12 protein-coding genes are annotated in these 14,745 nt (G+C 60.4%); 5 read left to right on the top strand and 7 right to left on the bottom strand.

The genetic code is table 11. From position 1 onward, the window contains the following. The first annotated feature begins 12 nt into the window (after positions 1-12). On the top strand, positions 13-630 hold the full coding sequence (locus C2U54_RS16670) for a trypsin-like peptidase domain-containing protein (RefSeq protein WP_103179657.1): 618 nt from the start codon (positions 13-15) through the stop codon (positions 628-630). Positions 631-771: 141 nt separating this feature from the next. On the opposite strand, the gene C2U54_RS16665 is transcribed toward C2U54_RS16670, so the two are convergent. After that, positions 772-1,344 carry a flavin reductase family protein gene (locus C2U54_RS16665; RefSeq protein ID WP_103179656.1) on the bottom strand — a complete coding sequence of 191 codons (573 nt, stop codon included), beginning with the start codon at positions 1,342-1,344 and terminating at the stop codon, positions 772-774. 136 nt (positions 1,345-1,480) lie between these two features. Between C2U54_RS16665 and C2U54_RS16660 the strand changes: the two genes are divergently transcribed. From C2U54_RS16660 to nhoA, 4 genes are all read left to right on the top strand, one after another. Next, the gene (locus C2U54_RS16660) at positions 1,481-2,173 is read left to right on the top strand and encodes an ABC transporter ATP-binding protein (protein ID WP_103179655.1); all 693 of its coding nucleotides are present in this window, start codon (positions 1,481-1,483) and stop codon (positions 2,171-2,173) included. Beyond that, positions 2,170-3,138, top strand: coding sequence for an ABC transporter substrate-binding protein (locus tag C2U54_RS16655; RefSeq protein ID WP_103179654.1), 969 nt, complete (start codon positions 2,170-2,172; stop codon positions 3,136-3,138). The genes C2U54_RS16660 and C2U54_RS16655 overlap by 4 nt, the downstream gene beginning before the upstream one ends. A 38-nt stretch (positions 3,139-3,176) precedes the next feature. Continuing rightward, positions 3,177-4,832: an ABC transporter permease gene (locus C2U54_RS16650; protein WP_103179653.1), complete on the top strand. Its 1,656-nt coding sequence runs from the start codon at positions 3,177-3,179 to the stop codon at positions 4,830-4,832. 72 nt (positions 4,833-4,904) lie between these two features. Then, positions 4,905-5,750: an N-hydroxyarylamine O-acetyltransferase gene (gene nhoA / locus C2U54_RS16645; protein WP_103179652.1), complete on the top strand. Its 846-nt coding sequence runs from the start codon at positions 4,905-4,907 to the stop codon at positions 5,748-5,750. 98 nt (positions 5,751-5,848) lie between these two features. On the opposite strand, the gene narI is transcribed toward nhoA, so the two are convergent. The 6 genes from narI to C2U54_RS16615 all read right to left on the bottom strand — a co-directional run bounded on the left by narI (position 5,849) and on the right by C2U54_RS16615 (position 14,732). After that, positions 5,849-6,529 carry a respiratory nitrate reductase subunit gamma gene (gene narI, locus C2U54_RS16640; protein WP_103179651.1) on the bottom strand — a complete coding sequence of 227 codons (681 nt, stop codon included), beginning with the start codon at positions 6,527-6,529 and terminating at the stop codon, positions 5,849-5,851. Then, the gene (gene narW / locus C2U54_RS16635) at positions 6,526-7,221 is read right to left on the bottom strand and encodes a nitrate reductase molybdenum cofactor assembly chaperone (RefSeq protein WP_103179650.1); all 696 of its coding nucleotides are present in this window, start codon (positions 7,219-7,221) and stop codon (positions 6,526-6,528) included. Before narW ends, narI begins: the two co-directional genes overlap by 4 nt. Next, positions 7,221-8,765 (bottom strand): nitrate reductase subunit beta, encoded by a 1,545-nt coding sequence (narH, locus tag C2U54_RS16630; protein WP_103179649.1) that lies wholly within the window; start codon positions 8,763-8,765, stop codon positions 7,221-7,223. The genes narW and narH overlap by 1 nt, the downstream gene beginning before the upstream one ends. Beyond that, on the bottom strand, positions 8,762-12,502 hold the full coding sequence (locus C2U54_RS16625; RefSeq protein ID WP_103179648.1) for a nitrate reductase subunit alpha: 3,741 nt from the start codon (positions 12,500-12,502) through the stop codon (positions 8,762-8,764). The genes narH and C2U54_RS16625 overlap by 4 nt, the downstream gene beginning before the upstream one ends. A 66-nt stretch (positions 12,503-12,568) precedes the next feature. Next, on the bottom strand, positions 12,569-13,960 hold the full coding sequence (locus C2U54_RS16620; protein WP_103179647.1) for a NarK family nitrate/nitrite MFS transporter: 1,392 nt from the start codon (positions 13,958-13,960) through the stop codon (positions 12,569-12,571). 196 nt (positions 13,961-14,156) lie between these two features. Further along, complete coding sequence (locus C2U54_RS16615; protein ID WP_103179646.1) at positions 14,157-14,732, bottom strand: TetR family transcriptional regulator; 576 nt, start codon at positions 14,730-14,732, stop codon at positions 14,157-14,159. Positions 14,733-14,745: the final 13 nt, after the last annotated feature.

Raw genomic sequence — 14,745 nt, 5'->3', positions numbered from 1 at the left:
GTGGGGTGAACCATGAAGCGTCTGCATTATGCTCTCGCCGCACTCATGGCACCCCTGTTACTGCTGGGGTGTGTGGTGATGTCTGGCACCAGCAAAACCGACTTTGCCGCCACCCGGCAGGCGGATCTCGTTTTTATCGGCCTGCCGGCACCGCTGAACTGGCTTGCCGCCGGGATGCAGGGCACCACATTCCCGGTTTCAAGCCAGCTGTCGCTCACCGCCGCGCACGTCGCGGTGCCGCTGCTCAAGCCGGTCAGAGCCCAGCATCCCACCTGTGATGTCGCGGTAATTGGCGATAACAACCGCGGCAAGATCGTCCATCAACTGGCCTGGGCCCGGGCCGGACGCAACGTTACGCTGTTTGGCTATAGCGCCATCAACAGTTTGCCCAAATCCAGCCGGGGCAAAATCGACGGCTTTGTGAAGCGCAACGGCTGCTACTACGGCATCATTACCGGGGCGGGGGCGGTATCGGGCATGTCCGGCGGACCGGTAATAGACAGCCTGACCGGGGAGACGGTGGGGATCATCACCAACGTCATCCCCGGCAAGGGCGCGGTGGCCTTTGTGGCGGTGCAGGACTTTACCAACCTGCTGGACCGCATGCGGATCCCTTATAAGACCTATTAGACGATATTGACTACAGTGCAGGACTTGCGACGCCGGGTGGCGGCTGCGCCTTACCCGGCCTACGTGTCCCGTGCTCGTGTAGGCCCGTGCAAGCGAAGCGCCGCCGGGCAAAATCCGGCATCTGAATAAACACCGGTTATTTCACTCAGGCGCTTTCACCTGCTTCCCGCTGGTCACAAAGGTGCCTGCGCCCAGGTGGTGCAGGGTGTTGCGCTTATCGTCGTCAAACTGCCAGCGTCCGGCCGCGAACGCCCGTTCATCGGCGGCGGCTGAGACCACCTCGCCAAACAGGGTGTCATATTTTTCTGCCGCGGAGGTGGCGGGCAGCAGACGGCACTCCATCCACGCCAGGCACTTCTCTTCAATTACCGGCAGCCCCAGCACCGGGCCGTTAATCACCGGAATCCCGTAGCAGTTGAACTTATCCTCATCGCGCCCGCTAACGCTGCCCACGGCCCAGGTCCAGTTGGTGGCCGCCACGCCGGGAATGACGATCCCGAACATGCCGCTGCGCTCAATCAGCTCCCGCGACCAGGCGCTTTTATCCACCACGATGGCGATCCGTGGCGGCTCGAACTCCACCGGCATCGACCAGGCGGCGGCCATAACGTTGCGGCGGTCCAGGGAGTCGTCGCGGCTGGTGATCAGGATGGTCGGGCCGTGATTTAACAGGCGGCTGGCGTGCATTAACTCAACGGGGCGGAAGTGGCTCATAGAAATTCCTCATCAATAGCATCAGAGCATTAAACGTCTGAAAGCCACCGGAAATCAATACGCAACAAAGGTGTCATGTTTTCGCAACACAAGCTGCCTACAGTGGCGGGCATCAAATCCCAAAGAGGATAACAAGATGCTCACTTCCATATCGCTTAAAGGCGTGTCGTACGCTTTTGGCGCGAATACCGTATTGAATCAAATCGATCTGCATATCGAGCCGGGTAGCGTGGTTGCGCTGCTGGGGCCGTCGGGCTGCGGCAAAAGCACCCTGCTGCGTCTGCTGGCGGGGTTAACCCAACCTGCACAGGGGGAGATCCATTTTGGCGATCGCCTGGTGGCGAAAAGCGGATGGGCGCTGTCGCCGGAAGCCCGGGACATCGGCATGGTGTTCCAGGATTACGCCCTCTGGCCGCACATGACCGTGGCGCAGAATGTGATGTTCCCGCTGAAGATGCGCCATGTTCCGCGTCAGGAACGCGAAAGCCGCGTGGCGCAGGCACTGGATCGCGTCGGCTTAAGCGCTTTTGCCGATCGCAAGCCGGCGGGGCTCTCGGGCGGACAGCAACAGCGCGTGGCGCTGGCCCGGGCGATTGTCGCGGAACCGAGAGTGCTGCTGTTTGACGAACCGCTCTCTAACCTCGACAGCGAGCTGCGTAGCGCCTTATGTCACGAGATGGCGTCACTGCTGCGCCAGCTCGGCACCACCGCCGTCTATGTTACCCACGACCGCCGGGAGGCTGAAATCCTGGCCGATCGCATCGTGCATTTGTCTGCTGGCAGCGTCGCTGCCGATCGTTTGATTACCACCTCAGGGGAGTTCGCATGAAAGCTACAATGTCCGTTAGAAAAGGAGTGCTGTTAGCCATGGCGTTATCGTCCGTTATGATCTCCAGCGCCCACGCGCTGACCGTCTACACTGCCGGGCCCGGGTCGCTCGCCAAAAACCTGGCCAGCGGCTTTGAAAAGAAAACCGGCGTGAAGGTGGATATCTTCCAGGCCACCACCGGCAAAGTGATGGCCCGCCTCGAAGCGGAGCAGGCTAACCCGCAGGCCGATATTCTGATCTCCGCTTCCTGGGATACCGCGGAAGATCTGCACAACCGCGGCTGGCTGTTGCCGTACCAGAGCGCCAATGCGGCTAACGTGCCTGCGGATCTGAAATCAGAGGGCTTTGTCGCCCAGGGCGTCTCGGCGCTGGGCATCGTCTGGAACACCAAAAGCGGCACCCCGGAACCGAAAGAGTGGCGCGATCTGACCACCGCCGCCTTTAAAGACAAAGTCACCACCCCGGACCCGGCGCTGTCCGGTGCTTCTCTCGATCTGCTGATCGGGTTGCAGAATGGCATGGGCGACAAGGCCTGGAGCCTGTTTGATGAGCTGAAAAAGAACGGCATGGTCGTCAGCGGCCCGAACGCTCAGGCGGTCACCCCGGTGATGCAGGGAGCCAAAGCGGCGGTGTTCGGCGCGGTGGATTATGTCTCGTATGGCAACATCAGCCAGGGCGAATCACTGAAGGTGATCTTCCCGGCCAGCGGCACGGTGATTGCCCCGCGTCCGATGATGATCCTCAAATCCACCCAGCATGCGGATGACGCTAAAGCCTTTGTGGATTACGTTCTCTCCCCGGAAGGTCAGGCGATGGTGGCCGACGCCTGGCTGATGCCCGCCCGCGGCGACGTGCAGGCCAAACGTCCGCTGCTTAACGACCTGAAAATTCTGCCGACCAAAAGCGATGGTAGCAGCGAACGCAGCGATATCCTCAAGCGTTTCAACACGCTCTTCACCTTATAATCAGGCGACGGGGGCAACCCCGTCTTCAGGACGGCTTCGTGAATCCTAAATATTTATCGGTAACGACGCTGGGATTATTGCTGATCCTGGTGGCGTTTCCGCTCACCTTTATTCTGCTCCAGGCGGTGTTTCCGCACCTCAGCGCCGGACAGTTCTCCGGGGCGTTCAGCGGCATCAGCCAGCTACTGGCGGAGCCGCAACTGCCGGGCATGTTGGGGGGTACGCTGCAAATTGCCCTTGGCGTCGCGCTGGTCAGTGCGCTCATCGGCTTTCCCCTCGGCGTGGCGCGCGGGCTGTTTAACCTGCCGCTGCCGAGGCTGTGGGATCTGCTGTTTCTGATCCCGTTTTTAACCCCGCCCTATATCGCCGCGCTCTCCTGGATGCTGGTCCTGCAAACCAACGGCTATCTGCAACAGATCACCGGAGTCAACCTCAACGACCTGCTGTTCAGCAGGAGCGGGATCGTGCTGGTGATGGCGCTGAATATCTTCCCGGTGGTCTATTTTGCGGTGTCGCGCAGCCTTCTGGCGAGCGGCCAGCGTCTGGCGCTGGTGGCCCGCGTTCACGGTGCCAGCCCCGGCCGGGCGTTCTGGCATATCACGCTGCCCATGCTTTCGCCGTCGCTGGCGGCGGGGATGCTGCTGGCCTTTACCCTGGCGATTGAAGAGTTTGGCGTGCCTGCCGCTCTCGGCACGCGCGCTGGCGTGGTGATGCTCACCACCGATATCGAGAAAAAGCTGGCGGACTGGCCGATCGATCTTTCGGGCGCATCGATGCTTTCCGTGGTGCTGGTGGTTATCGCCCTGAGTGCCTGGTGGCTGCAGAAAAAGCTGACTGGGCATCAGGATGTGACCAGCATTACCGGCAAACCGACCGAGAATATGGGCGCCAGCGCCGGGATTTTTACGCTGCCGGTTATCGCTGTTTTTGCGCTGACCGGGTTTATCGCGGTGATCCTGCCGGGGGCGTCGATGGCGCTGTCCGGGGTGCTGGGAACCCTGTCTGGCGGGGTGACGCTGGATAATCTGACCGGCGGGCACTATGCGGCGCTCTTCAGCCAGCAGGGGGACGCGCTGTCGGCGCTGGGCACCAGCCTGTCGCTGGCGCTGGGGGCGGCCTGTATTACCGGCGTGCTGGGCCTGCTGGCCGCGTGGCTGGTGGTGGTGCAGAAGATCAAAGGGCGCGGCGTTCTGGATGCGCTCTCCCTGATGCCTGCCGCCTTGCCGGGCGTGGTGGTCGGGGTGGGGCTGATCCTGCTGTGGAACCGTCCGTTCTGGCCGGTCTCGCCCTATAACAGCTGGGCGATATTGCTCCTGTCCTACTGCTGCCTGTTGTTGCCGTGGCCGGTGCGCTATGTCGGCAGCGCGCTGCGCCAGCTGGGAGGGAATCTTGAGCCTGCCGCGCGGGTGCATGGCGCCTCGGCGTTGCAGGCGCTGCGCTTTATCGTGTTGCCGCTGGTCTCCCCGGCGATGCTGGCGGCGATGCTGATGGTGTTTGCCATCGCCTCGCGCGAGCTGGTGACGTCGCTGCTGCTGGCCCCGGCGGGCACACAGACCGTCTCGGTATTTATCTGGCGGCAGTTCGAGCAGGGTTCTGTCGGACAGGGAATGGCGATGGCGACCCTGACGCTGCTGACCGGGCTGGTGCTGATGCTAACGGCGCTCGGGATCATGCAACGCACCACGCGCGGATAAAAAGCACTTTTGAAACAGTGACTGGGGTAAATTAGTTTATAAACAAGGAAAACTGTAAAAAGGAAACTGATTATGACCCCGTTTTTGACCGCTTATCTCGCCCGTACCGGCTGGCAGCAGCCGGTTTCTGCGGACATCGCCACCCTGCGGGGCCTGCACCTGCATCACAACAGCGCCGTCCCGTTTGAGAATATCGATGTGGTGCTGCCGCGTGAAATCCAGCTCGACGAGCAATCCCTGGTGGATAAGCTGGTCACCGCCCGCCGCGGCGGGTATTGCTTTGAGCAGAATGGGTTATTCGAGCGGGCGCTGCGTGAGGTGGGATTCCATGTGCGCAGCCTGCTGGGGCGGGTGGTGCTGGCGAATCCGGCCCAGATGCCGCCGCGCACCCACCGTCTGCTGCTGGTGGAACTGGAGGGCGAACGCTGGATCGCCGACGTCGGTTTTGGCGGGCAGACCCTGACCGCGCCCATCCGTTTGGTCGCCGAAGAAGAGCAGGCGACGCCGCACGGCCTGTACCGGCTAATCAACGACGGTTGCGACTGGGTGCTACAGTTCCGCCACCACGAGCACTGGCAGTCGATGTATCACTTCGATCTCACCGCGCAATACCAGGCCGATTACGTGTTGGGCAACTTCTGGTCAGCGCACTGGCCGCAATCCCATTTCCGTCATCATCTGCTGATGTGCCGCCATCTGCCGGACGGCGGCAAACTGACCCTGACCAACTTCCACTTCACCCACTGGCAGGACGGCCACGCCCTGGAGCAGGTTAACCTGCCGGATGCAGAAGTACTTTATCAGGTGATGCAGGAGCGATTTGGGCTTGGGGTGGATGATCCGAAGCACGGCTTTACGCTGGCGGAACTCACGGCAGTGATGGCCGGGTTTGAAACCCATCCGCAGGCGGGGAAATAGCCTGCAACGCCGGGCGGCGCATGCGCTTGCCCGGCCTACGGTGTGGTGCGCTTTTCCAGGCCGGGTAAGGCGCAGCTGCCACCCGGCGTGGCTGGGGGCTACCTTCGCGACCGCACCAGCTGATAACGCCGCGTAATGTACTCAAACGGCGCGCTCCAGACGTGTACCAGCCGGGTGAAGGGGAAGATCAGGAAAATGGTCATCCCCAGCACCAGATGGACGCGGAAAATAAAGGCCACGCCGCTCAGCATCTCCGATGAACCGCCGCGGAAGGTGACAATCCCCTGGGCCCATCCCACCAGCTTGAGCATCTCACTGCCGTCAGGGTACTGCGCCGAGAACGGAATGGTCGTCAGGCCCAGCACGCACTGGGTCAGCAATATACTCATAATGACGATATCCGGCGTGGTCGACGTGGCCCGCACCCGCTGGTTAAACAGGCGGCGGTAGAGCAGCATCGAGCCGCCAATCAGCGTCAGCACCCCGCAGATCCCCCCGGCGATCATCGCCAGCTGCTGTTTCACCGCCATCGGCAAAAACCAGGCGTACATCCAGTGCGGGGTCAACATCCCGAACAGGTGGCCGAAGAAAATTCCCAGAATGCCGATGTGGAACAGATTAGAGCCCCAGTTCATGCCGCGCTTATCCAGCAACTGGCTGGAGGAGGCGCGCCAGGTATACTGGCCGTAGTCATACCGCAGCCAGCTACCGAGGAAAAAGACCGCGGCGCAGATGTAGGGGTAAATATCGAAGAAAAAGACGTTCAGATGGTGTGTCATTTTGGGCCTCCGGCGCTGACGTCCACGTACTGAGGTGCGACGTCCTGGCTAAAGCGTCGTTGATACTGCTGCATCGGCGAGCTGTCGCAGGCCGTGGCGTTATCTTCAATAAACTTCACCTGTTCCTCTTCCCAGACCGCATCCAGTGCCTGGCGGGTGTCATCCCGTTTTTCGCCTGCCACCTGCTGCGTGACACTGTCACTTGATAGCTTGCTGCCTGCGAATTTCAGCAGGGTGTCGAACAGCTGATACTGTGCCACCTCCCGCTGTTTTAATCGCCCGCCAATCAGCGCCAGGATCGGCGCCACGTTTTGCAGTCCCTCTTGCGCCTGCGCCTCGGGCAGGATGCTCAGATACTCCAGATAGAGCGGCAGATAGTCCGGCAGTTCGCGGCAGTCGAGCTGCAAGCCGGCCTGCTCGTACTGGTTCATCAGGTCGACCATCGCCTGGCCGCGATCCCGGGATTCGGCATGCACATGCTCGAACAGCAGCAGCGAGGTGGCACGCCCGCGCTCGAATACCTCGCACCACTCGGCCTGCCGGTCAAGCAGCGGGGCGTTGAGATAGTGCTCTGCAAACGGCATCAGCCTCGGCGCGTCCTGCGCCACCAGGGCGAGGGCTTCGTCGCGGCTCTCCCACAGCGCCTCGTCCGGGTACTCAATCAGCAGGGCGATAATTTTAAGGATCTGCATTACTCTCCCTCCCCATGTTCGCGCACCTCGGTGATGTTGATAGCGTCGATGCGGCTGCTGTTGAACAGATTGAATTTGGTGTCGGAGCCGTGGCAGCCGTCACCGAAGGTAAAGCCGCAGCCGTTGCGCTCCGGGAAGGCGTCCCGGGCCATTTCCCGGTGGCTGGTCGGGATCACGAAGCGATCTTCGTAGTTGGCGATGGCGAGATAGCGGTACATCTCCTCTACCTGTTCCACGCTCAGACCCACCTCTTCGATAGCGCGGGTATCGGTCACCCCCTCTACGGTCTGGGAGCGCTTATAGTGGCGCATCGCCATCATGCGTTTCAGGGCGCGCAGTACCGGGCCGGTATCGCCCGCGCTGAGCATGTTCGCCAGGTACTGGACCGGAATGCGCAGGCTTTCCACCGCGGGGAGGATGCTGTCGGTCTGCGGCAGGCCACCGGCATCGGCGTAAGACTGGATCGGTGACAGCGGGGGAACATACCAGACCATCGGCAGGGTGCGGTATTCCGGGTGGAGCGGCAGGGCCAGCTTCCAGTTCATCGCCAGTTTATAGACCGGGGAGCGCTGGGCAGCATCAATCACGTTCTGGGGGATGCCCTGTTTCAGCGCCTCTTCAATCACCGCCGGATCGTTCGGATTGAGGAACACGTCGCACTGACGTTCGTAGAGATCGGTTTCATGCTCGGTGCTGGCCGCCTCCTGGATACGGTCTGCGTCATAGAGCAGGACGCCGAGATAGCGGATGCGCCCGACGCAGGTCTCCGAGCAGACGGTAGGCTGGCCCGATTCGATACGCGGATAGCAGAAGATGCATTTCTCCGATTTTCCGCTCTTCCAGTTGAAGTAGATCTTTTTGTACGGGCAGCCGCTGATGCACAAACGCCAGCCGCGGCACTTGTCCTGGTCGATCAGCACAATGCCGTCCTCTTCACGTTTGTAGATGGCCCCGCTCGGGCAGGTCGCCGCACAGCTTGGGTTCAGGCAGTGTTCGCACAGGCGGGGGAGATACATCATGAAGGTATTTTCGAACTGGCCGTACATCTCCTTCTGCATCCGGTCGAAGTTGCGATCCCGGGCGCGTTTCTCAAACTCGCCGCCCAGCAGCTCCTCCCAGTTTGGCCCCCACTTGATTTTATCCATGCGCTTGCCGTCAATCAGCGAGCGGGGACGGGCGGTAGGGAGATGTTCGCTCTCTTTGGCCCGATGCAGATCCTGGTAGTCGAAGGTAAAGGGCTCATAGTAATCGTCGATCTGCGGCATTTGCGGGTTAGCGAAGATTTTGGACAGCACCCCCAGCTTGCCGCCCAGCCGCGGGGTCAGCTTGCCGGAGATGCCGCGGATCCAGCCGCCTTGCCACACCTCCTGGTCCTCCCAGTTTTTCGGGTAGCCGATGCCCGGCTTGGTTTCGACGTTGTTAAACCAGGCGTACTCCATCCCTTCGCGCCCGGTCCAGACGTTTTTGCAGGTCACCGAGCAGGTGTGACAGCCAATACATTTATCGAGATTTAACACCATGCCGACCTGTGAGCGTATTTTCATTTTTTCGCCTCCTGTACCTGGTCGTTACCTTCGCCATCCAGCCAGTTAATGTTTTTCATTTTGCGGATCATGATGAACTCGTCGCGGTTAGAACCTACGGTGCCGTAGTAGTTAAAGCCGTAGGCGAGCTGAGCGTAGCCGCCAATCATATGGGTTGGTTTCGGGCAGACGCGGGTCACGGAGTTATGAATGCCGCCGCGCCGTCCGGTCACTTCTGAACCGGGGATGTTCAGAATGCGCTCCTGGGCGTGGTACATCATGGTCATGCCCGGCGGCACGCGCTGGCTGACCACCGCCCGGGCGGTGAGCGCCCCGTTGGCGTTGAAGGCTTCTATCCAGTCGTTATCCTCAATGCCCAGCTCCCGGGCGTCGGTTTCGCTCATCCAGACGATGGGCCCGCCGCGCGACAGGGTCTGCATCAGCAGGTTTTCGCTGTAGGTGGAGTGGATGCCCCATTTCTGGTGCGGCGTCAGGAAGTTGAGCGCCTTCTCCGGGAAGCCGTTCGGCGGGATCGCGCGCATATGGCTGACGCTGCGGGTATCAATCGGTGGACGATAGGCCACCAGGCTTTCGCCGAAGGCGCGCATCCAGAGATGATCCTGATACAGCTGCTGACGCCCGGAGAGGGTGCGCCACGGGATCAGCTCGTGGACGTTGGTGTACCCGGCGTTATAGGAGACATGCTCGCTCTCAATGCCGGACCAGGTCGGGCTGGAGATAATCTTGCGCGGCTGGGCCTGAATATCGCGGAAGCGGATCTTCTCGTCCTCCTTGTTCAGCGCCAGATGGCTGTGTTCGCGCCCGGTGAACTCCGCCAACGCTTCCCAGGCTTTGACCGCCACCTGGCCGTTGGTTTCCGGGGCGAGGGCGAGAATAACTTCCGAGGCGTCAATGGCCGTCTCAATGCGCGGGCGGCCTTTCGCCGGGCCGTCGAGCTTGACGTAATTGAGCTTGCCGAGGAAATCGACCTCATCCTGGGTGTTCCAGGAGATGCCTTTCCCGCCGTTGCCGAGCTTGTCCAGCAGCGGGCCGAGGGCAGTGAAACGCTCCCAGGTATCCGGGTAGTTACGTTCGACCACGGCAATGTTCGGCGCGGTTTTACCGGGGATGAGATCGCATTCACCCTTGCGCCAGTCGGCGATGTCAAACGGCTGGGAGAGCTCCGCCGGGGAGTCATGCTGTAACGGCTGCAACACCACGTCGGTTTCAGTGCCCAGGTGGCCGACACAGACCTCAGAGAAGACTTTGGCGATGCCCTTGTAGATCTCCCAGTCGCTGCGGGACTCCCATGCCGGGTCGACGGCGGCGGAAAGGGGATGAATAAACGGATGCATATCCGAGGTATTCATATCGTCTTTCTCATACCAGGTGGCGGTGGGCAGGACGATATCGGAGAAGAGGCAGGTGCTGGACATGCGGAAATCGAGCGTCACCAGCAGATCCAGCTTGCCCTCAATGGCGGCGGTCTGCCACTCCACCTCTTCCGGCTTCACGTCATCGGTGGTGCCCAGATCGTCGCCCTGAATGCCGTTTCCGGTGCCCAGCAGGTACTTGAGCATGTACTCATGCCCCTTGCCGGAGGAGCCGAGCAGGTTCGAGCGCCAGACAAACAGGTTGCGCGGGTGGTTATTGCCGTTGTCCGGCTGCTCGCAGGCCATACGGATATCGCCCGATTTCAGCGCCTGGGCGGTGTACTCCTGGGGCGACATGCCAGCCGCATCGGCCTGAGCCTTGATGTGCAGCGGGTTGAGGTTGAGCTGGGGGGCGGAGGGGAGCCAGCCCATCCGCTCGGCGCGCACGTTAAAGTCGATCAGGTGGCCGGTGAACTTCGAGGCGTCCGCCAGGGGGGAGAGCAGCTCCCGGGCGGTGAGTTTCTCATAGCGCCACTGGCTGGCGTGGTTGTAGAAGAACGAGGTGCTGTTCATCTGCCGTGGCGGGCGGTTCCAGTCGAGGGCAAAGGCCAGCGGCAGCCAGCCGGTTTGCGGGCGCAGCTTCTCCTGGCCGACATAGTGCGACCAGCCGCCGCCGCTTTTACCCACGCAGCCGCAGAAGACCAGCATGTTGATCATCCCGCGGTAGTTCATGTCCATGTGATACCAGTGGTTGACCCCGGCGCCGAGGATAATCATCGACCGGCCATGGGTTTTATGCGCGGTGTCGGCGAACTCCCGGGCGATCTGCTCGATATGACGACGCGGTACGCCGGTGATCTGCTCCCCCCACGCCGGGGTGTAGGCTTTGATCTCGGCGTAATCTTTGGCCGCGAGGTTATCCTCCAGCCCGCGGTCGAGGCCGTAATTCGCGAGTATCAGATCGTAGACGCTGGCGACCTGCAGCTGGCGGCCATCGGCGAGGGTCAACGTTTTCACCGGCAGCTGGCGCACCAGCACCGGCTCCTGCTTCACGCTGCGAAAATGCGGGTTCTCATTGCCGCCAAAGTAGGGGAAGGCTACCCCGGCGACGCTGTCGTGGGTGCCCAGCAGGGAGAGCGCCAGCTCGGTCTCCTGGCCTGCCGCCAGCGGCTCGAGGTTCCATTTGCCTTTTTCACCCCAGCGGAAGCCGATAGATCCGTTCGGCACTACCAGATCGCCGGTGGTGGTATAGGCGACGGTTTTCCACTCCGGATTGTTGGTTTCACCCAGCCCGTCGGCGAGGTCGGAGGCACGCAGCATCCTCCCCGGCACCAGGCTGCCATCCTCCCGCGGATCGAGCATCACCAGCATCGGCATGTCGGTATAGCGGCGGCAGTAGTTGAGGAAGTAGTCGCTCGGGTTATCGATATGGAACTCTTTCAGGATCACGTGGCCCATCGCCATGGCTAAGGCGCTGTCGGTGCCCTGTTTCGGCGCCAGCCACTGGTCGCTGAGCTTCGCCACTTCCGAAAAATCGGGGGTGATGGCGATGGTTTTGGTGCCCTTGTAGCGCACTTCGGTGAAGAAGTGGGCGTCCGGGGTACGGGTCTGGGGCACGTTCGACCCCCAGGCGATGATATAGCTGGAGTTGTACCAGTCGGCGGATTCCGGCACGTCGGTCTGCTCGCCCCAGGTCATGGGTGACGCAGGCGGCAGGTCGCAGTACCAGTCGTAGAAGCTCAGGCAGGTGCCACCCAGCAGGGAGAGATAGCGGGTGCCTGCGGCGTAGGAGACCATCGACATCGCCGGGATGGGCGAGAAGCCTGCCACCCGGTCCGGGCCGTAGTGTTTGATGGTCCAGACGTTAGCGGCGGCGATAAGCTGGTTCAGCTCTTTCCAGTTTGAGCGAACAAAGCCGCCGTGGCCGCGGGCCTGCCTGTAGCTCTGGCGCTTTTGCGGGTCGTTCTGGATGGCGTTCCAGGCCAGCACCGGATCGCTGTGCTGCGCCAGCGCCTCGCGCCAGAGCTCAATCAGCTTCTTGCGCACCAGCGGATACTTCAGGCGGTTGGCGCTGTAGAGATACCAGGAGTAGCTTGCCCCGCGCGGGCAGCCGCGCGGCTCGTGGTTCGGCAGGTCGGGGCGAGTGCGGGGATAGTCGGTCTGCTGCGTTTCCCAGGTCACCAGCCCGTTCTTGACGTAGATTTTCCAGCTACAGGAGCCGGTACAGTTTACGCCATGGGTGGATCGCACAATTTTGTCGTACTGCCATCGCTGGCGATAGCTGTCTTCCCAGTCGCGGTTGGTGTGCATCACCTGACCGTGTCCATCGGCGAAGGTGTCGCCTTTGAGTTTGAAATAACGAAAGCGATCCAACAATTTACTCATGACATTTCTCCTGACGGGGCGACGCACCACCCCGGGGTTACACTGCTCACAAAATATTGAATATCGTTATGATTTGACGTGCTTTTGCCGACGGCCATACACCAGCCAGGTGACGAACACGCAGACGATGTAGAACACCAGGAAGACCTTCATCGCCCCCACCGGGGAGCCGGTTAACGCCAGCGAGGTGCCAAAGGCTTTGGGAATGAAGAAGCCGCCCACGGCACCAATGGCCGAGATAAAGCCCAGCGCGGCCGCGGTGTCGGTAACAGCCTCTTTCTGCGCCTGTTCTTCCGTGCCGCCGCGCAGTTTCACTCTATAGACGGTGATTTGCCGGAAGATGACAGCGATCATCTGGAAGGTCGAGCCGCTGCCGAGCCCGGCGGTGAGGAACAGCCCCATAAACACCAGATAGAAGGCGGTAAAGCTGCCGGAACCGGAGCCTGGCAGGGTAAGGAAGAGCAGGGCGGTAAACACTGCCATAAAGATGAAGTTCACCAGCGTGACGCGCACGCCGCCGAGCTTGTCGGAGATCACCCCGCCAGCGGAGCGGGCCAGGGCGCCAATCAGCGGGCCGAAGAAGGCCAGATGCAGGATGTTAACGTCCGGGAACTGGGTTTTCGACAACATGGCGAAGCCCGCGGAAAAGCCGATAAACGAGCCGAAGGTCGCCAGATAGAGCAGGCTCAACAGCCACAGATGGAGACGCTTGAGCACCGGCAGCTGGCTGGCGATGGTTGCTTTTGAACTGGCGATATCGTTCATGCCAAAAAAGGCAGCAACGGTTGCCAGCAGCAGCAGCGGGGCCCAGATCCAGGCGGCGTTCGCCAGAAACAGGGACGAGCCATCCTCCTGCGGCACGCCATGTACCCCGAGAAAGGTAAACATCGGCAGGAAGATCACCACCGGGGCCACCATCTGCATCACGCTGACGCCGAGGTTGCCCAGCCCGCCGTTAATACCCAGCGCGCTGCCCTGTTTCGATTTGGGGAAGAAAAAGCTGATGTTGCCCATGCTGGAGGCGAAGTTGGCGCCGGCAAAGCCGCACAGCAGGGCGATAATAATAAATACCGAATAGGGGGTAGCGGTATTTTGCACCGCAATACCCAGCCAGACGCAGGGAATAATCAGAATGACGGTACTTAATACCGTCCAGTAACGGCCACCGAATATAGGCACCATAAAGGAGTAGGGAACCCGTAATATTGCGCCGGAGAGAGATGGCAGGGCAGTTAACATAAAGAGCTGGTCGGTGGTGAAATTAAAACCGACCTTATTCAGATTGACCGCCACCGCGCTAAATAACATCCAGACGCAGAATGCCAGTAGCAAACAGGCCACGGAGATAACCAAATTTCGTCGCGCAATCGGCTTGCCTTTATTTTCCCAAAAAGCAGGATTTTCCGGTTTCCAGTTACTTAAAAGATAATGATTATTCTTCTCAGTTTGTTGCGACATATTATCCTCTTGCTTATCCGAACGGCAGAAAGAGAAGTACAATCAGACGGAAGTCTGAAATTTTGATGAAGGTTGTAGGAAGTTTTTGGGAGTCTTCTGAAAAGAATAGATAAAAAAAGCGAGCTACTGCCCTGGGAGGGGAGAAGTGGGCTCGCTTAATGTGTTACAAATCGTAACAGTTAAACGAAATTAATCATTAATAGAGTTCGAGGGTGATTAATTTTTCCAGATGCTGATTAAATGCGGTCTCATCCATCTCCGGCATGGATAACACGTAAAAGCTGTCCAGGCCGCAAACCAGGCCTATTAAGCGCCAGGCAATATTTTCGGGCCGATCTTTTAACGTAAAGGCTTGCGCTTCTGCCCCGGCGCGAATAATCGCCACCGTCTCCTGATGCCACATCTCCATAGTTAATACGTAAGCGCCTTTTATTTCCTCGTCCCGGATGGCTAACAGCTGCGCCTCGCGCCACAGGCGAATATAGGGCTCAAAACTGCGATCGTCGCTGCCGAGCATGGAATGCAGGCGTTCGCGCCAGCTGGCGTTTTCTGCCACCACGTCGGCATCCAGCAGGGTGCGGATCAGGCGGATAAAAGCCTGCGCCTTAAGTTCGCCTGCGGAGGAAAAGTGGTGGTGGACCTGGCCGGTCGCCACCTCTGCCTCGGTCGCGATCCGCCTGACGGTCATCGCCGTAAAGCCTTCGCTCAGCGCCACGCGCATGGCCGCCTGCAGGATCGCTTCCCGCCGTTCATCTTTGCTCAGATAGCTCATTTTTTTCACTCTC

The organism is Leclercia sp. LSNIH1, from assembly GCF_002902985.1.
Taxonomy (GTDB): domain Bacteria; phylum Pseudomonadota; class Gammaproteobacteria; order Enterobacterales; family Enterobacteriaceae; genus Enterobacter.
This window is presented reverse-complemented; position numbering and strand designations above follow the sequence as displayed.

Bases quoted from the DNA above. Each gene is read 5' to 3' on its own strand.
- narI (WP_103179651.1), bottom strand. From the start codon at position 6,529: ATGACACACCATCTGAACGTCTTTTTCTTCGATATTTACCCCTACATC.
- C2U54_RS16660 (WP_103179655.1), top strand. From the start codon at position 1,481: ATGCTCACTTCCATATCGCTTAAAGGCGTGTCGTACGCTTTTGGCGCG.
- C2U54_RS16665 (WP_103179656.1), bottom strand. From the start codon at position 1,344: ATGAGCCACTTCCGCCCCGTTGAGTTAATGCACGCCAGCCGCCTGTTA.
- nhoA (WP_103179652.1), top strand. From the start codon at position 4,905: ATGACCCCGTTTTTGACCGCTTATCTCGCCCGTACCGGCTGGCAGCAG.
- C2U54_RS16655 (WP_103179654.1), top strand. From the start codon at position 2,170: ATGAAAGCTACAATGTCCGTTAGAAAAGGAGTGCTGTTAGCCATGGCG.
- C2U54_RS16620 (WP_103179647.1), bottom strand. From the start codon at position 13,960: ATGTCGCAACAAACTGAGAAGAATAATCATTATCTTTTAAGTAACTGG.
- narW (WP_103179650.1), bottom strand. From the start codon at position 7,221: ATGCAGATCCTTAAAATTATCGCCCTGCTGATTGAGTACCCGGACGAG.
- C2U54_RS16625 (WP_103179648.1), bottom strand. From the start codon at position 12,502: ATGAGTAAATTGTTGGATCGCTTTCGTTATTTCAAACTCAAAGGCGAC.
- C2U54_RS16670 (WP_103179657.1), top strand. From the start codon at position 13: ATGAAGCGTCTGCATTATGCTCTCGCCGCACTCATGGCACCCCTGTTA.
- C2U54_RS16615 (WP_103179646.1), bottom strand. From the start codon at position 14,732: ATGAGCTATCTGAGCAAAGATGAACGGCGGGAAGCGATCCTGCAGGCG.
- narH (WP_103179649.1), bottom strand. From the start codon at position 8,765: ATGAAAATACGCTCACAGGTCGGCATGGTGTTAAATCTCGATAAATGT.